This window comes from Gallibacterium genomosp. 3 (assembly GCF_001678475.1).
GTDB lineage: Bacteria > Pseudomonadota > Gammaproteobacteria > Enterobacterales > Pasteurellaceae > Gallibacterium > Gallibacterium faecale.
Genome location: NZ_JTJR01000011.1, coordinates 1 through 18,685, shown reverse-complemented (window position 1 = coordinate 18,685; position 18,685 = coordinate 1). Strand labels below are relative to the sequence as shown.

At 37.8% G+C, this 18,685-nt stretch carries 12 protein-coding genes and 1 pseudogene; 5 read left to right on the top strand and 8 right to left on the bottom strand.

Annotation, left to right across the window (positions count from 1 at the left end):
- Nucleotides 1-24 precede the first annotated feature (24 nt).
- Both QV06_RS12150 and QV06_RS12145 read left to right on the top strand, forming a co-directional pair.
- Nucleotides 25-1,490: pseudogene (locus tag QV06_RS12150) on the top strand (type I restriction endonuclease subunit R); the annotation flags it as partial.
- Between the two features lie 195 nt (nucleotides 1,491-1,685).
- Nucleotides 1,686-3,137 (top strand): type I restriction endonuclease subunit R, EcoR124 family, encoded by a 1,452-nt coding sequence (locus QV06_RS12145; RefSeq protein ID WP_432416506.1) that lies wholly within the window; start codon nucleotides 1,686-1,688, stop codon nucleotides 3,135-3,137.
- A gap of 64 nt (nucleotides 3,138-3,201) precedes the next feature.
- Here QV06_RS12145 and QV06_RS02910 read toward each other — a convergent pair whose 3' ends face one another.
- From QV06_RS02910 to rapA, 3 genes are all read right to left on the bottom strand, one after another.
- Nucleotides 3,202-3,978, bottom strand: a complete 777-nt coding sequence (locus QV06_RS02910; protein WP_065236869.1) for a peptidylprolyl isomerase — start codon at nucleotides 3,976-3,978, stop codon at nucleotides 3,202-3,204.
- Between the two features lie 188 nt (nucleotides 3,979-4,166).
- Nucleotides 4,167-4,820, bottom strand: coding sequence for a bifunctional tRNA pseudouridine(32) synthase/23S rRNA pseudouridine(746) synthase RluA (rluA, locus tag QV06_RS02905; protein WP_065236868.1), 654 nt, complete (start codon nucleotides 4,818-4,820; stop codon nucleotides 4,167-4,169).
- Between the two features lie 3 nt (nucleotides 4,821-4,823).
- Complete coding sequence (gene rapA, locus QV06_RS02900; protein ID WP_065236867.1) at nucleotides 4,824-7,742, bottom strand: RNA polymerase-associated protein RapA; 2,919 nt, start codon at nucleotides 7,740-7,742, stop codon at nucleotides 4,824-4,826.
- A gap of 333 nt (nucleotides 7,743-8,075) precedes the next feature.
- On the opposite strand from rapA, the gene pnuC reads away from it, so the two are divergent.
- Together pnuC and QV06_RS02890 are read left to right on the top strand one after the other, a co-directional pair.
- Entirely contained in the window at nucleotides 8,076-8,747 is a 672-nt protein-coding gene (gene pnuC / locus QV06_RS02895; protein WP_065236866.1) for a nicotinamide riboside transporter PnuC, read from the top strand.
- Nucleotides 8,748-8,784: 37 nt separating this feature from the next.
- Nucleotides 8,785-9,078: an antibiotic biosynthesis monooxygenase family protein gene (locus QV06_RS02890; RefSeq protein WP_065236865.1), complete on the top strand. Its 294-nt coding sequence runs from the start codon at nucleotides 8,785-8,787 to the stop codon at nucleotides 9,076-9,078.
- A 186-nt stretch (nucleotides 9,079-9,264) separates the two neighbouring features.
- Here the strand turns inward: QV06_RS02890 and hslO are convergent, their stop codons facing one another.
- The 5 genes from hslO to mltF all read right to left on the bottom strand — a co-directional run bounded on the left by hslO (nucleotide 9,265) and on the right by mltF (nucleotide 14,421).
- Complete coding sequence (gene hslO, locus QV06_RS02885; protein ID WP_065236864.1) at nucleotides 9,265-10,140, bottom strand: Hsp33 family molecular chaperone HslO; 876 nt, start codon at nucleotides 10,138-10,140, stop codon at nucleotides 9,265-9,267.
- Between the two features lie 80 nt (nucleotides 10,141-10,220).
- Complete coding sequence (nhaA, locus tag QV06_RS02880; RefSeq protein ID WP_065236863.1) at nucleotides 10,221-11,396, bottom strand: Na+/H+ antiporter NhaA; 1,176 nt, start codon at nucleotides 11,394-11,396, stop codon at nucleotides 10,221-10,223.
- A 168-nt stretch (nucleotides 11,397-11,564) separates the two neighbouring features.
- Complete coding sequence (gene pyrE / locus QV06_RS02875; protein ID WP_065236862.1) at nucleotides 11,565-12,206, bottom strand: orotate phosphoribosyltransferase; 642 nt, start codon at nucleotides 12,204-12,206, stop codon at nucleotides 11,565-11,567.
- A gap of 11 nt (nucleotides 12,207-12,217) precedes the next feature.
- Nucleotides 12,218-12,937, bottom strand: a complete 720-nt coding sequence (gene rph, locus QV06_RS02870) for a ribonuclease PH (protein WP_065234667.1) — start codon at nucleotides 12,935-12,937, stop codon at nucleotides 12,218-12,220.
- A 44-nt stretch (nucleotides 12,938-12,981) separates the two neighbouring features.
- A complete protein-coding gene (mltF, locus tag QV06_RS02865; protein ID WP_065236861.1) occupies nucleotides 12,982-14,421 on the bottom strand; it encodes a membrane-bound lytic murein transglycosylase MltF in 1,440 nt (479 codons plus the stop codon).
- Between the two features lie 155 nt (nucleotides 14,422-14,576).
- Between mltF and purL the strand changes: the two genes are divergently transcribed.
- Complete coding sequence (purL, locus tag QV06_RS02860) at nucleotides 14,577-18,485, top strand: phosphoribosylformylglycinamidine synthase (protein ID WP_065236860.1); 3,909 nt, start codon at nucleotides 14,577-14,579, stop codon at nucleotides 18,483-18,485.
- The last annotated feature ends 200 nt before the right edge of the window (nucleotides 18,486-18,685 follow it).

Sequence of the window (18,685 nt, the reverse complement as noted above, 5' to 3'; positions counted from 1 at the left end):
GCTGTTAAATAAGCAAGATTTTAAATGGTAACGAGTATGCAACACACCATTCCCATCACCGAAACCAACAATTTTATTATTTTGGATAAATACACCAAAATTGAACAATCTGGCAGTTATCAAAGCGAAGCCGATTTGGAACGTGAACTGATTGCCGATTTGCAACAACAAGGCTATGAATACCGCAGAGATTTAAATACGCCGGAAAAATTACTTGCCAATGTGCGTGAGCAGTTGCAAAAGCTGAACAATATGCAGTTTAGTGATGCGGAGTGGGCACGTTTTCTGGTGGAATATTTGGACAAACCGGCAGAAAGCTTGATTGATAAAACCCGCAAAATTCATCATAACCATATTTATGACTTTGTGTTTGATGATGGACATATCCAAAATATTTATCTGCTGGATAAAAAGCATATTCACCGCAATGTGTTGCAAGTAATCAATCAGTTTGAGCAAACCGGCACACACAGCAACCGCTACGATGTTACCATTTTGGTTAATGGTTTACCGCTAGTACAAATTGAACTGAAAAAACGTGGTGTAGTTATTCAAGAAGCATTCAATCAGGTACACCGTTACAGCAAAGAGAGCTTTAACAGCGAAGCGTCTTTATATAAATACCTGCAAATTTTTGTGATTTCCAACGGTACCGATACCCGCTATTTTGCCAATACCACTAAACGTAATAAAAACAGCTTTGACTTTACCATGAATTGGGCAAAGTCGGATAACAGCCTGATTAAAGACTTAAAAGACTTTACCGTTACTTTCTTAAGTAAAAACAGCCTACTTAGCGTGTTGCTGCATTATTCGGTCTTTGATGTCAGTGATACCTTGCTGATTATGCGACCTTATCAAATTGCTGCCACTGAACGGATTTTATGGAAAATTAAAAGCACTTACGAAAATAAAAATTGGAGCAAACCCGAAAGCGGAGGTTTTATTTGGCATACCACAGGTTCGGGTAAAACGCTCACCAGTTTTAAGGCTGCCCGTTTGGCAACTGAATTACCGTTTATAGATAAAGTGTTTTTTGTGGTCGATCGCAAAGATTTGGACTACCAAACCATGAAAGAATATCAGCGGTTTTCACCCGATAGTGTCAACGGTTCGGAAAGTACGGCAGGATTAAAACGCAATATTGAAACCGATGATAATAAAATCATTGTAACTACCATTCAAAAACTCAATAACTTAATGAAGTCAGAAGAGAATTTAGCTATTTATCAAAAACAGGTAGTGTTTATTTTTGATGAATGTCATCGCTCACAATTTGGTGAAGCACAAAAAAACTCAAGCAGAAATTTAAAAAATTCTGTCAGTTTGGCTTTACCGGTACGCCGATTTTTGGCGATGAAATTGAAAATGGTCAAGTTATTCGTAAAGGTAACGCCATAGGTTCTGAAACTACTGCTAGCGTTTTTGGGCGAGAACTACACTCTTATGTGATTACCGATGCTATCCGTGATGAAAAAGTATTGAAATTTAAAGTGGATTACAACGATGTACGTCCACAATTTAAATCATTGGAACAAGAGCAGAGTCTGGAAAAATTATCTGCACTGGAAAACAAACAAGCCTTATTGCATCCGCAACGTTTGCGAGAAATTGCTCAATATATTTTGCAAAATTTTAAGCAGAAAACCCACCGTTTGAATGCTTCTGGAAAGGGCTTTAATGCGATGTTTGCAGTGAGCAGTGTCGATGCTGCCAAACTGTATTATGAAATTTTTAAGGACTTACAAAAAGATAGTCCGAATCCACTAAGAATTGCCACTATTTTCTCTTTTGCCGCTAACGAGGAACAAAATGCCAAGGGTGAGATTGCTGATGAAAATTTTGAACCTACCGCAATGGATAGTTCGGCAAAGGAATTTTTACAGGCAGCCATCAACGATTATAACGCTTATTTTCAAACCAATTATGGTGTAGAAAGCAACGGGTTTCAAAACTATTATCGTGATTTAGCCAAGCGGGTAAAAAATCAGGAAATTGATTTATTGATTGTAGTCGGTATGTTTTTAACTGGCTTTGATGCCCCTTGTCTAAATACTTTGTTTGTCGATAAAAATTTGCGTTATCACGGTCTAATCCAAGCCTACTCTCGCACCAATCGTATTTTTGATAAAACCAAACCGTTTGGGAATATCGTGACTTTCCGTGATTTGGAACAAGCCACCATAGATGCCATTAAACTGTTCGGAAATGCTAATACTCGCAAAGTCGTTTTAGAAAAAAGCTATGAAGCGTATATGAATGGCTATACTGATGAGATAACAGGGGACGTATGTCGAGGGTATTTGGCAGTAGTGAAAGAATTAACATCACGTTTCCCTGATCCAGCCAATATTGAAACCGAAGCTGATAAAAAAGAATTTATTAAATTATTTGGTGAATACCTACGGATTGATAATATTCTACAAAATTATGATGAGTATGTAGATTTGCGTAAAGCGAGTGAGATACAACTTGTTGATGATAAGTTAAATGAAGAGAATGGGCATTATTCATCTGTATCAGTTCCCACTTTGTCAGAGCATCTGATTCAGGATTATCGTTCAACTTATAATGATATTCGAGATTGGTTACGTCGCCAGAAAACAGAAGGTGATAAGGGGCAATCTACTATTGATTGGAGTGATGTTGTTTTTGAGGTGGATTTATTAAAATCTCAAGAAATTAATTTGGACTACATTCTAACGTTAATTTTTGAACAGAATCAGAAAACACAAAATAAACCAGCGTTAATTTCAGATATTCGTAAAATAATTCGTGCTAGCGTTGGCAATCGAGCTAAAGAAGGGTTAATTGTTGACTTTATCCATCAGACTAATTTGGATCAAATTAAAGATAAAGCAAGCATTATTGATGAATTCTTTAAATTTGCACAAAGAGAACAGCAAAAAGCAGCAAAAGAATTGATTATAGGAGAGCAGTTACGTGAGGAGGCTGCAAAACGCTATTTAACTGCTTCTCTCAAGCGAGAATATGCAAGTGAAAATGGAACAGAGTTGAATGAAGTATTACCAAAATTGAGTCCGTTAGATCCAGAATATCGAACAAAGAAGCAAACTGTTTTCCAAAAAATAGTCGCCTTTGTTGAGAAGTTTAAAGGGATTGGTGGAAAATTATAGAGATATTAATAAATAAGAAAAGCCTGATTGAATCAGGCTTTTTATTCTTTAGAGTAATCTAATCTTATTTCTCATTCACTTGCACTTTTGCTTTTTGACGTAGAGATTCTACGTATTGTGCAATTTTTTGTTGAGTAAGATTGTTAACTAATGTGCCTCTAAGTTGTTCAAATGTTGGGATACTTACAGGACGTTCATCTTGAACTTGGAGAATATGATAACCGGCTTGTGTTTTGATTGGGCCAGTAAGTACATTTTTCTTCGCATCTTTTACTGCTTCAGCAAAACCTGGGATAAAGTCATTACCATTACGCCAGTTTAATTCACCGCCATCAGTAGCTGCGTTAGTATCAATAGAGAATTTTTTTGCGGCATCAGTAAAGCTAATTTTATTTGCTTTTAAGTCAGCAAGAATTTCTTTTGCTTTAGCTTCATCTTTTACCACAATGTGGCGAACACGATATTCACGGCTGTCAGATAAGGTTTTAACGATATTATCGTAAGCTCGGGTAAGTTCTTCTTCAGACACTTGGTTTTTGTTTGCCCATTGTTGTAAGAGAGTGTTAATTAACACATTCTCGCTGGCTGCCTGCATATTAGCTTTGATATCTGCTTTTTTATCTAAGCCTTGTTTTGCTGCTTCTTGTAATAAAACATCACGATTAACTAATACATTAATCGCTTGTTTTCTTTGATCTGCGGTTGGCTTATCGATACCAAGTGTTGCGAAAATATTGGTTACATCATTATCTGAAATTGCTTTACCATTTACAGTCGCAACATCTTTTGCCATTGCTGGTAACGCTAAGCCAAGCGCGATAACTAATAATAAACGTTTCATCTGTTGTCATCCTTTTTTGTAAAAACTTGAAATTGTTTAGTCTGAGTTGACGATGCTTTGCAGAACATAGCAATTTATGATACCAGTAATTGAGAGAAAAGATCACACTTAATAACAAAAATTAGGAAGGCAAGTTGAAAATTTTTAAAAAATTTACAGGTTTATTAATAATTTTATAGCCCAGCGGATTAAAATTCCGCTGGACAAGAGAATGTCATTGATTCTTTAGTGATAGGGTGAGTAATGGTTAAGCTTTCTGCGTGTAAGCATAAACGGGATGACATTGCTCGGACAGCTGGTGGTGAATAAAATTTATCGCCCAAAATAGGATGCCCTAATGCAAGCATATGTACCCGCAGTTGGTGTGAGCGTCCTGTAATTGGGGTAAGTTTTACGCGAGTAGTATTATTAGGGTAACGAGCAATCACTTTATATAAGGTAGTCGCTTTTTTTCCGACCAGAAAATCAATTCGCTGGCGAGGTCGATTCTCCCAATCACAAATTAACGGGAGATTAATTTTACCGCAATCTTGTTCTAGATGCCCCCAAACTAATGCTTGATAAAACTTTTTCGGTTCTCGTTCTCGAAACTGACGTTTAAGTTCTTTTTCTGCTGCTTTAGATAAAGCAAACAATAAGATGCCACTGGTTGCCATATCTAAACGATGTGCAGGTTCAGTAAAGCCAAACTTCGCTGCAACACGGGTCATTGCACTATCTTGATATTGTGGTTGATTCCCTGGAACTGAAAGTAATCCACTCTGTTTATTAATTACCGCAATGTGGTTATCTTGATAAAGAATATTTAAACCAAGTGGTGGTTGATAGTCGATTAATGCCATAGATTACTCTTTATTACTAATAATTACACGTAAGCTATCCAAACGCCAGCTTGCTGCTTTTAATTGGTGTAATGATTGTTGGATAAGCTGTTCTAGCTGTGTAATTTCATCTGGACGAATATTTTTATTAACAGCTTGTAATGCTGTGAGTCGATTCAACTCAGCATATAACGTTTTATCTGCATTTTCTGTTGCTTGTTGAATAATCTCTGCTGCTTTTGGTTCAATCATAGTTTGTGACAATTTGATCAAACGTTCCACATCAGATTTGGTCATTTTGACCATCTTATTCGCAACGTTTTTATTAATTGGTTTAAGTTGTTTCTCTAATCCTTTAAATGATACCTGCGGTGCAAGATCATTGCCTTTAATATCCAACAATAAACGTACTGGTGTTGGCGGTAAGAAACGAGTGAGCTGCAACTCTTTTGGCGCTTGAGCTTCAACAACATAGATTAGTTCAAGCAATAAGGTACCCGCTGGCAAACCTTTATGTGGTAATAGGCTTACTGCGGTTTTACCAATATCGCCAGAGGTAATTAAATCAATTCCGTTGCGGACCATTGGGTGATCCCATGTGAGGAATTCAAGGTCTTCACGGGCAAGTGCTAATTGACGATTAAAAGTTACGGTAGAACCATCTTCTTTTAATCCTGGAAAATCAGGGACTAGCATATGTCCAGTGGGTTGAATAACGATAGAATCTTCGCCTAAATCCTCTTGTTCTAACCCAATGACATCAAATAGATTTAAACAGAAATTAATAAGCTCAATTTGACCATCTTGCTGTTCAATATCCGCAGCAAGTTGTTGTGCGTTTTCGCCACCATTTGAGTTAAGTTCTAATAGACGATCTCGCCCTTGTTCTAATTCTTGTTGTAATTCGGCTTTTTCTGTAGCCACTTTTTCAATAAATTGATTAAATTGTTCACTATCTAATTCTGATGTGGTTAAGAACTCTTGTAATTGTGAACCATATTTAGCGAATAGTGTCGCTCCCATTGGACAAGTTTGTTCAAATGCACCAAGACCTTGTTGATACCAATCCATTAATACCATTTGTGGTGTTTGGTTAAAGTATGGCACATAAATTTGAATATCTTTATTTTGCCCAATACGGTCCAGACGGCCAATAGATTGTTCCAACACATCAGGATTGAGTGGTAGGTTAAATAACACTAAACGGCTTGCGAATTGGAAATTACGACCTTCAGATCCAATACTGGAGCTTAATAAAACTTTTGCGCCATCTTCTTGCTGAGCAAAGTAAGCTGCGGCACGATCGCGCTCTACAATCGACATTTTTTCGTGGAAAACGGCGGAGCGGATGCCTTCTTTTTCGCGTAAAATCTTTTCGAGCTGTAATACGGTGCTGGTTTGTTGGCAGATAATTAAGACTTTTTCTTGGTTATGATTTTTTAAGAAAGTCAGTAACCATTCAATACGTGGATCGAACTCCCACCAAGCAGCATCTTGATTTAATTGTTGGAAGATCATCTCTGGATAGAGTGAATCGTGCTTATTTTGCTGATTGAGTAAGTTCACAACTTTTTGAGCATTCGCATATTGTTTAGGAAGCTCAAGTTTAATTTGATGCAAAATCCGTTTTGGGAAACCTTTCACCGCTTGACGCGTGTTTCTAAACAGTAAACGGCTAGTACCATGGCGATCAACTAAATTGGCCATTAATTCATTTTTTGCCTCACGAATTTGTTCTGCATGACTGTTAGCCCCATTAATTACGCGTAATAGTGGCTCAATATCTTGTTCAGCTAATAATTCAGTTAATGTGTTTTGTTCTTCATTATTCAATTTATGCTCAGACAATAAGCTATTTACTGCATCAGCAACAGGACGATAGCTTTTCTGTTCTGCAATAAATGCGTTGTAATCATAGAAACGATTTGGATCGAGTAAGCGTAATCGTGCAAAATGGCTCTCTTGGCCAAGTTGTTCTGGTGTGGCGGTTAAGAGTAATACAGAAGGTGTTTTTTCGGCTAATTTTTCTACAAAACGGTAAGCCTCACTAGGTGCATCAACGTGCCATTGTAAGTGGTGGGCTTCATCAACAATTAACATATCCCACTGAGCATCAATCGCTTCTTGCATACGATTAGGTTGTGTCACTAACCAATCTAAAGAACAAATAACTAAGGATTCGCTTTCAAATGGATTCACTTTAATACTGCGTCCATCTTCATCTTTACGATCAAAATCTTGGCAGCGTTCTTCATCAAATAATGAAAAGTTAAGGTTGAAACGACGCAACATTTCCACTAGCCATTGATGTTGTAGTGTTTCTGGTACAAGAATAAATACACGTTGTACACGACCAGAAAATAATTGTTGCTGTAAAATCATACCCGCTTCTAAAGTTTTCCCTAGTCCCACTTCATCCGCTAATAACACGCGCGGTGATAAACGACTACCAACTTCTTGTGCGATGTGAAGTTGATGTGGAATTAAACTGGCTCTTGTACCCCGTAAACCACGCAACGGTGATTGAAATTGCTGTTGTTGATGTTGCAACGCTTGATAGCGTAGCGAAAAGCGGTCGTTACGATCAATTTGCGCAGAAAAAAGACGATCTTGCGGTTTACTAAAGGTAATTTGATGAGCAAGTTCGATCTCTTTAATTACCACTTCTTGTTGTGTGGTTAAATTTTTAGCGAGATATAACGCAATACCATGATTTTCCATCACATCAATCACTTCAGCTTGCCAACCTTCATGATGACTAATGGTATCTCCGATTTGAAATAGGACGCGGGTCATTGGCGCTGCAGCAACAGAATATACTCTTGTTTCATCTGCGGCAGGAAATAAAAAGGTTACAGTACGGTTATCCACCGCAGTTACTAGGCCTAAACCAAGGTTATTTTCACTTTCACTAATCCAACGTTGTCCAATCGTAAATGACATAGTTTTTGTTCTTCTCTCGTTTGTACTAATCAATCATAAAAAAATAAGGGCGGATTGTACTCTGAATAGCGTTGAAAGCCAAAGGATTTGCGTTGAATAGCAGTGAATTTTTTCGATAAGAAATAAGTGTGTTATGTAGCATAGATGTTTTATTTAATTAAAAGATGCTACTTCATGTTAAGGCAATAATAGATTTTAACCTTGCTTTCTTACAAAAAATAATTTTAAAGCTACATTTTTTATCATATTTTCTATTTTTATTATAAAAATGGTGCGTATTTATTACAAAGTGGATAGAATGTAATTTCTAAAATCATCCCATCAGGAGGGGCAATGTTTACACTTAAAGATCTCCAACAAGAGTTTTTTGGCGGTTGGACAAAATTTGAAGCATTTTGGTTATTACTATTCTTAGCATTACAAATTGGTACATATGTTTATCAGCCAGATTCATTATTAGCGATGATTTCTGGGATTGCAGGTATCTTATGCGTAGTCTTTGTGGGTAAAGGAAAAATTAGTAACTATTTGTTTGGCTTAATTTTTGCTTATACGTATTTTTATGTGTCATGGGATAATAAATTTTATGGTGAAATGACCACTACACTCTATGTTTATATTCCAGCACAATTTATTGGTTATTTCCTTTGGAAAGCCAATATGCAAAAAGATGGTGAGGGCGCAAGTGTTGTCGCTAAGGCACTTGATTTCAAAGGTTGGTTAGTCACTATTGCGAGTATTGCAATCTGTTCAGTATTATTTATTGCTTTCTTAAGAACAACCGATGGTAACTCTGTAACCCTTGATGGGGTAACAACCGTAATGGTGATTGCTGCGCAATTATTAATGTTATTACGTTATCGTGAACAGTGGGTGCTTTGGATTGTGATTAATGTACTTTCCATCATCTTATGGGCAGATACTGCGCCAATGTATATTATGTATGGTGCTTATTTATTAAATTCACTCTACGGTTACTACAACTGGACTAAATTGGCTAAATAATAAAGCGTTTTAATTTAGTTAAATGACGGGGCAAGCGATGTTTGTTGTGATCTTTAAAGCAGAAATTGCACAATTAGATGCAGAATATCATCAATTTGCATTACAGCTAAGAGAAAAGGCGTTATCAGAATATGGTTGTATCAAATTTGAATCTTATACTGAAAACCAACAAGAGATTGCCTTGTCATATTGGAACAGTTTAGAAAATATTCAGCGTTGGAAACAGGATTCACTACATCAACTTGCACAACAGAAAGGGCATGAACGTTGGTATAAACGATATAGTGTAGAAGTTTGTGTTGTACAACGCCAATATACTAAAGAACAGTAAGTAAGATGATTAGATAAACTTCAGTTTGCTGACAAGGTTTATTTAATATTTTTCTCTTATGATCATTTAGATTTTGCCATAGAGTAAAGTAAATAATATATGCCCACACTTGCTCATTCTTATTCAGATTTTCTCGGCAAGTGGGGGCTTATTCAACATTGATTAAGATGACAGAATGTATGCTTATTAATGTAAGCTTTGTTGTTTAATCTCTCTTACCATTTGTTCAGTAAACACATAATGCTTACCACAACATTCACATTGCATATCTAATGTTGGCGTTTCAGCAAAGATTTCTGTTATTTCTTGATCAGAGAGTAAACTAATTGCACCGCTAGAACGTTCTAATGAACAGCCACAGAAAAATTGCGTGTTGTGTGGTGGATAGATCTCTACGGTTTCTTCATGATAAAGACGATAAAGCATCTCTTCAGCAGTTAAACCAAACAGCTCCCCATCTTTTACTGTTGCAGTTAATGTTGCTAAGTGTTCAAAATCGTCTGGGGAACCTTGTCCATCAGGCATGATTTGCAACAACATTCCTGCTGCCACAGCTTCGCCTTGATATTCACCAAAATGGATAAAGAGTTGAGTTTGTAATTGTTCAGAACGAATAAAATAATCTTCTAAACATTCGGTGATTGTTGGCTTATCTAGAGCAATAACGCCTTGGTAACGTTCACCTTCATCTGGAATAATTGAGATAACCAAAACTGCTTTACCTACCATATCGGCAAGTGTCATTTCGTCAGTAATTTCTCCTTGCAGACGAGCTAAAGCACGTAATTGTTGTTGGTCATTTCCATTAACTAAGGCAAGCTTTAAAGGTCCATCGCCTTGGATTTGTACCGTAATATTGCCTTTAAATTTTAAAGTTGCAGTTAATAGACTGGTTGCAACCAGAAGTTCACCCAATAAATTTTGTACTTTACGTGGATAATGGTGAGTATTTAATGTTTCAGTAAAGGTTTTATTTAAACGAACCCATTCACCGCGTACAGCACGGTTTTTAAATAAAAAGCGATAAAGTTTATCGTTATCCTGTGTATAAGTTATTGTCATATAAATGTCCTTCAAAAAAATCCCACCCTATATAAGGCTAGGTTATAGATTTACAAGTAACAGTCCGCAAAGAATTATAGTTATTTTTTTGTCGTTACAGATTTTAATGTGATGAAACCTAAAATCGCAGATAAGGTAGAAGCGGTTAAAATACCTATTCTAGCTAAAATATTTAAATCATGGGCTTCTTCTTCAAATGCTAAACCTGATAAGAACATCGACATCGTAAATCCAATTCCACATAACAGAGAAACAGCGAAAATATGGCGGAAATGAACGCCTTCAGGTAATTTGGTTAATTTTAGTTTGATTGAAAGATAACTTAAACCAAAGACCCCAACTGGTTTGCCAATAAATAAACCAAGTAACACAGCAAAAGGTAATGGTGAGGCGAGAGTTTGCCAATTTACCCCTTCGAATGAAATTCCTGCATTGGCGAAAGCAAATAGTGGCAAAATCATAAATGTAACCCAAGGAGATAGACTGTGTTCTAATCTATGGACGAGATTTTCTCCACTTTTGGCTTTTAATGGGATCGCAAAACCAATAATCACTCCTGCCAATGTGGCATGCACACCTGATTTTAATACACATACCCAAAGGATCAGACCCACAACACCATAAGGGGTAAGAGAGCTAATTTTATAGCGATTTAAGAGAAATAACACAATAATTGATAAAGCTGCACCAACTAGAGCAACTGTACCTAAATCACTTGAGTAAAAGAGGGCAATAACAATAATGGCGCCAAGGTCATCAATAATAGCTAAGGCGAGTAAGAATATTTTTAATGCAGGTGGGACGTTTTTACCAACTAACGCCATAATCCCTAGAGCAAAAGCAATATCTGTTGCCATAGGAATAGCCCAACCTTTGGTTAATTCTGGGGTAGCAATGGTCGCAAAATAAAAGAATAAGGCAGGAACGATCATCCCACCTAATGCAGCAATCGCAGGAAATAGTGCAGTTTTATAATTGGATAATGAACCAGTAAATAATTCTTTTTTCACCTCTAAACCAATTAATAAAAAGAAAATTGCCATCAAGCCATCATTAATCCACAGTAATAGTGGTTTTTGTAAACGAAATTCTCCAAATTGGAACGCCATAGTGGTATGGAGTAATTGTTGGTAGAAATCGGCGGTAATGGAAAAATTAGCTAAAGTAATGGCTAAGAATGTAGCGATGAGAAGCAAGATCCCACCAGCGGGCTCACTACTAAAAAATTGTTGCAGACGTTGAGATAATTTTTGCATTGATACTCCCTAGCTAGATAAAAATAATAAAAACAGATGTTTAGTAAAAACACTAAACCAAAAGAAAATTTATAAAAATAATAGAATGGAGATTCTTTATACTACATTATGGTGAGTAATTTGTGAAATTTGCCAGACCACCTAGCAAGAGGCTAGGTGGAACGAAAATTAAATCCCGTATTGCTGGCGATATGCAAGCATTTTTGGTAGGAACTCAGCGTATTGGCTAGATTGTTGTAAGTAAGCTAATAAATCTTCAAAAGTAATAATTGAACTCACTTTGCAATGATAATCACGTTCTACTTCTTGGATCGCGGAGAGATTGCCTTTGCCTCGTTCTTGACGATCAAGCGCAATCATTACGCCAGTTAATGTTGCTTGATGAGCTGCAATTAACTGCATTGATTCACGAATCGCTGTTCCTGCGGTGATCACATCATCAATAAGTAGCACTTTCCCTTGTAATGGACTACCAATTAAATTGCCCCCTTCACCATGATCCTTTGCTTCTTTGCGGTTGAAACAAACGGGTTTATTAATAGCAAATTGATGATAAAGTGCGACAGATGTTGCGGTTGCAATCGGAATTCCTTTGTAAGCAGGTCCAAAAATTAGGTCATAATCTAATTGTTGAGCTTGGATCGCTTCGGCATAAAAACGACCAAGTTTGGCTAAATCTTCCCCAGTGTTAAATAATCCGGCATTAAAAAAGTAAGGACTCACTCGACCAGATTTTAAGGTAAATTCTCCAAATTTTAGGACTTGGCGACTTAAAGCAAATTCAATAAATTGTTGTTGATAAGCTTGCATATTTTTTCCTATTAAGCCTGTTGTAACGCTGCTTTTTGTGCTTGATTGATTTGTTCAATACCTTGTTTTGCCAATGCTAATAACTCTAGAAGTTCATCATGACTAAATGGTTCGCCTTCAGCAGTGCCTTGAATTTCAATCATTTTACCTTCATCAGTCATTACAACATTCATATCAGTTTCGGCATTGGAATCTTCAATATATTCTAAATCACAGACTTTTTGATTCTCCACAATTCCTACGGAAACGGCAGCAACTAACCCTTTAATTGGGTTTTTAGTTAATGTGCCATTATCTAATAAGGTTTGAATCGCATCATGCAGTGCTACTGCAGCACCACTAATCGCTGCGGTACGTGTACCACCATCGGCTTGAATTACATCACAATCTAAAGTGATAGTGCGTTCACCGAGTAATTCCAGATCAATCATTGCTCGTAATGAACGACCAATAAGGCGTTGAATCTCCATAGTACGACCGCTCTGTTTTCCTTTGGCTGCTTCTCGTTGGGTACGAACGTTAGTTGCACGAGGTAACATACCGTATTCAGCTGTAATCCAACCTTGATTTTGACCTTTTAGGAAGCGAGGGACGGAATCTTCAATAGAAGCATTACAAAGCACTTTCGTATCACCAAATTCGATTAAGACAGAACCTTCTGCGTGTTTTGTATAGTGGCGAGTAATTTTTATTGGACGCATGGCGTGATTAGCACGATTGTTCGGGCGCATAGAAAATCTCCAATTTTATAAAAATGGGCGTAATTTTAGCACAATTACAGTGGTGTTTGGTTAATTTCAGGCAGATTTGTTGGATCAGGCAATTCATCATGGGATTGGCTTTGTTCCTGAATTCGATAGTAATTCACAATACTATTATGATAGCGGCGAATATTTTCGACATATTGATAGGCTTCATAGCCACGGGCATATCCAAATTTTAATTTGCTGTAATATTTTTTATCAGCCAGTAATGGTAGGTTTGCCTTAACATCAAGCCAATTATTCGGATTACCGCCTAGACTTTCGGTTAAGCGGCGTACATCGAGTAAATGACCTAAGCCTAAGTTATAAGCAACTAACGCAAACCAAATACGATCTTCCTGAGCGATAGTTTCAGGCATCTTACCTAATAGCATATGTAAATATTCTGAGCCAGCTTTGATACTTTGCTCAGGATCATTACGATCATCAATTTTCATGCGCTCAGCTGTTTCTTTGGTCAGCATCATAATGCCTCGTACCCCTGTAGGCGAAGTAGCATTTTCATCCCAATGTGATTCTTGATAAGAAATGGCTGCAAGCAGTTTCCAATCTAGTTGATTTGCATATTGTTGAAATAGCGGTAAATAGGTGGGAAGTGTATTCTCAATTGCTGCAATATAGGTTCGTGCATCAACATAATCAAAACGTGAAAGATGACTAAAATATTTTTCCTCAATACGAGAGATTAACCCTGACTCTTTCGTATTATTCATAAAATCGAGGAGTGCAGCCTGTAATTCATTATAAGGGTTATGAGGTAGATACCAATTCACGGAAGTTTCTTCTGTTAAATCAAAACCGACAGCTAATACAGGTTTGACTTGCTGAATAGAAGCGACATCAATTGAGCTTGCAATCGTGTAATCTGCTTTACCATCAGCGACAGCGAGTAACGCTTCTTCTGGCGAGAGCGTTGTATCGACCTGCCATTGCAGATCAGGATATTGTTGTTTTAGCTGTGATAATTTTTTTTGTAGATCAATGTTATTCGTAATTAATAACTTGCCTTTTAGTTGCCCTAAATCGTATGGGCGAGCAGTATTCTTACGATAGACTAGTTGCCATGATGAAGAGTAGTAACTTGGGCCAAGTTGAAAATGTTCGGCTTTTTCTGGTTGATACATTAAATTTGCCGCAGCAAGATCAATTTGATTCTCTTCTAATGCTTGTAATAGCGTTTCGGAATTTTCAAATGTCTGTATTGTAAGTTGTACACCGAGGTAATCTGCAAAAGCTTTGGTTAATTCATATTCTAGGCCAGCTGCACCATTTGCATTCACAAAATAAGAGAATGCGTTATTGATGGTACCAACGACTAATTCATCACGTTTTTTAATTGAGGAATAGAGATTGTCATCAGAACGCATAATTTTTTGCCATGGAAATACCATATCAATAGCCCATAGCAATAGGGCAAAAGCTAAGATGATACGAATTGATAACCCTTTCAAATAGACCTCAACAGATGCTGTTCAAAAGTGCGCATTGTATAAGATCTAATCGGTAAGTACAAATCAAGTGTTACGCAAACGTTTCCGTTTTGAGTTCAACTTAGGTATAATATGCCCCGATTTTTTTCTTTAATTTACAGTTAGGTAATAATGCTATGATGCTGATTTTCCGTGGTGCGACCGCGCTTTCTGATTTTCGACTCTCCCGCCTTTCATCACAACTTGCAGAACAACAAATTTCACTGCAACGCTGCACGACAAATTATCTCTATTTTGTGGAAGTAAAAAATCCACTGAACCAACAACAAATTGATCATTTAGTTCAGCTATTTGAGGCAAATGCTGTAATGAGTTTCCCAGCAGCACAAGGAGCAGATAATTTCTTACAAGGACAAATTGTGATCCCGCGCATTGGAACTATCTCACCATGGTCATCAAAAGCAACAGATATTATTCATAGTTGTGGATTAAGAGATGTGGTGCGTGCAGAACGAGGAATTTTATATCATTGTGAATTTGCCACAGCACTTGATGCCACTCAACAAGCACAATTTGTGAAGCTAATCCACGACCGAATGATGGAAGAAGTTGTCGAAGATTATCAACGTTTAACTGAAATTTTCGCACAACAAGATCCAAAACCACTAAAAACTGTAGATTTATTAGCTGGTGGTCGAGTGGCATTAGAAAAAGCGAATGTAGAACTCGGTTTAGCTTTGGCAGCAGACGAAATTGATTATTTGCTTGAACAATTTACCCAATTAGGCCGTAATCCAACCGATGTTGAATTATATATGTTTGCTCAAGCTAACTCAGAACACTGCCGTCATAAGATTTTTAATGCAGATTGGACAATTGATGGTGAAGCACAACCAAAATCATTATTCAAAATGATTAAAAATACTTATGAAAAAACACCAGATTATGTGCTTTCTGCATATAAAGATAATGCTGCTGTGATGGAAGGTTCACCAGCAGGTCGATTCTTTCCAGATCAAGATGGAACATATCGTTATCACACAGAGCAAATGCCAATTTTAATGAAAGTAGAAACCCATAATCACCCAACAGCGATTTCACCATTCCCAGGAGCGGCAACAGGATCTGGTGGGGAAATTCGTGATGAGGGCGCGACTGGTCGAGGCTCAAAACCAAAAGCAGGTTTAGTCGGTTTCTCTGTTTCTAACTTGTGTATTCCAGGCTATAACCAACCGTGGGAAGGCCCTTTATCCAAACCTAATCGCATTGCGTCAGCGCTAGAAATTATGTTAGAAGCGCCGCTTGGTGGGGCTGCGTTTAATAATGAATTTGGTCGCCCATCATTGTTAGGTTATTTCCGTACTTATGAAGAGAAAGTGAATAGCTTTAATGGTGAGGAAGTTCGTGGTTACCATAAACCAATTATGCTCGCTGGTGGAATGGGGAATATTCGTGAAGAACATATCCAAAAAGGTGAAATTCCAGTAGGCGCAAAATTGGTTGTTCTTGGTGGACCTGCGATGAATATCGGGCTTGGTGGGGGTGCAGCGTCCTCTATGGCTTCGGGAAAATCAGCGGAAAATCTTGATTTTGCTTCCGTGCAACGTGATAACCCAGAAATGGAACGCCGTTGCCAAGAGGTTATTGACCGTTGTTGGCAAATGGGTATGGATAATCCAATTTTATTTATTCATGATGTGGGTGCTGGTGGTTTATCTAATGCGATGCCAGAGTTAGTACATGATGGTGGTCGTGGTGGTCGCTTTGAATTACGTAAAATTTTAAGTGATGAACGTAATATGAGCCCATTAGAAATTTGGTGTAATGAATCGCAAGAGCGTTATGTATTAGCGGTTGATGAAGAAAAATTACCTTTATTTGAAGCATTGTGTGCACGTGAAAAAGTGCCTTATGCAGTAATTGGTGAAGCAACGGAAGAACAACATCTCACCTTGCATGATGACCATTTTGCTAATAAACCAATTGATTTACCAATGAATGTGTTGCTTGGTAAAACACCAAAAATGCAACGTAATGAGGTTTCAAAACAAGTACATTCACCAGCATTAGCAACTCAACAGATTGATTTAACGGAAGCATTACACCGTGTATTACGCTTACCGGTTGTTGCTGAAAAAACTTTCTTGATTACGATTGGCGACCGCTCTATTACGGGGATGGTGGCACGTGACCAAATGGTTGGTCCATGGCAAATTCCAGTCGCGGATTATGGTATGACAACTGCAAGTTTTGATACTTATCATGGCGAAGCGATGTCAATCGGAGAACGTGCACCAGTTGCATTATTGGATTTTGCCGCATCTGCACGTTTAGCTGTTGCTGAGGCAATTACTAATTTAGCACCAGTGAATATTGGTGAATTAAAACGAGTTAAACTTTCTGCCAACTGGATGTCGGCAGCAGATCACCCAGGAGAGGGGGTGGGATTATACCAAGCTGTTAAAGCCATTGGCGAAGAACTTTGTCCGGCTTTGGGATTAACGATTCCAGTGGGTAAAGATTCCATGTCAATGAAAACCACATGGCAAGAAGATGGGCAACAAAAAACAGTAACTGCTCCGTTATCATTAGTAATTAGTGCGTTCTCACGAGTAGAAGATGTGAGAAAAGCGGTAACTCCACAATTACGTACAGATAAAGGAGCGAGTGAACTTATCTTATTAGATCTTGGCGAAGGAAAGAATCGTTTAGGGGCAACAGCATTAGCACAAGTTTATAAACAATTGGGTGATAAGCCAGCGGATGTAGAAAATCCACAACGTTTAAAAGCTTTCTTTGATGCAATACAGCAGTTAGTACAAGAACAAAAATTATTGGCATACCATGACCGTTCTGATGGTGGTTTAATTGTGACCTTAGCGGAAATGGCTTTTGCGGGTAATTGTGGTGTAACCATTGATATTGAGAAATTGGGCGCTGATGATTTAGCTGTACTCTTCAATGAAGAATTAGGTGCTGTATTACAAATTCGCCAACAAGATCACCAAGCGGTTTGGGAACTCTTGAAGTCATATCAACTAGATCGGATTGCGACAGTATTGGGTCATGTTACCACTGATAATCAGATCATTGTAAAACGTGGTGAGAATGTTGTGTTGCAACAGAAACGTTCAGAATTACGTCAAATTTGGGGTGAGCTCACCTGGCAAATGCAACGTTTACGCGATAATCCGGCTTGTGCAGATCAAGAATATGAAGCAAAACAACAGGCGGATAACCCAGGATTATCGGCAAAATTGAGTTATAACCCAAGTGAAGATGTGGCAGCGCCATATATCGCGGTGGGTGTCAGACCAAAAATTGCGATTTTGCGTGAGCAAGGTATAAATAGTCATGTAGAAATGGCTGCAGCGTTTGATCGCGCAGGCTTCCAAGCATTTGATGTGCATATGAGTGATTTAAGTTCTGGTCGCCATAATTTAGTGAAATTTGATGCATTAGTTGCTTGTGGAGGATTCTCTTATGGCGATGTATTAGGTGCTGGTGGTGGTTGGGCGAAATCTATTTTGTTCCATCATGATTTACGTGAACAATTTAGCCGCTTCTTTGAAGATCAAAATAAAATTGCATTAGGCGTATGTAATGGTTGTCAGATGATTTCTCATCTAAAAGAAATTATTCCTGGCGCTGACTTATGGCCTAAATTTGTACGCAACCGCTCAGAACGTTTTGAAGCCCGTGTGGGATTAGTGAAGATTAACGAAAATAATTCACTTTGGTTTGCGGGAATGGCAGGTTCACATATGCCAATTGCGGTATCACATGGTGAAGGTCGTACAGAATTCGCATCCCCACAACAAATTGCGGAATTACAACAAAATCAACAGATCATTGCTCAATATGTAGATAATTACATTAATGTGACAGAACAATATCCAGCTAATCCAAATGGTTCTCCATTAGGTATTACTTCGGTAAGCAATAAGGATGGACGTATTGCAATTATGATGCCTCATCCAGAACGTGTCTTCCGTAGTGTGACTAACTCGTGGTATCCAGATGACTGGAGTGAAGATGGAGCGTGGATGCGTTTATTCCGTAATGCACGTGTTGCATTGAAGTAAAAGTTAAGCAAAAAGTATGGAAATTAGACGTTTCGTTGAAAAAAACAGCGAACAGTTAAAAAAATAAAAAATGGGGTTGCAAGCCAATAAAAAATCCCTATAATGCCGCCTCACGCAACAAGAGCAAGGCAATCCACTGCCAGTAGGTAAGCGGATTCGTTTTAAGAGAGTAAAAACTTCAAAAAAATCTTGTTGACAAG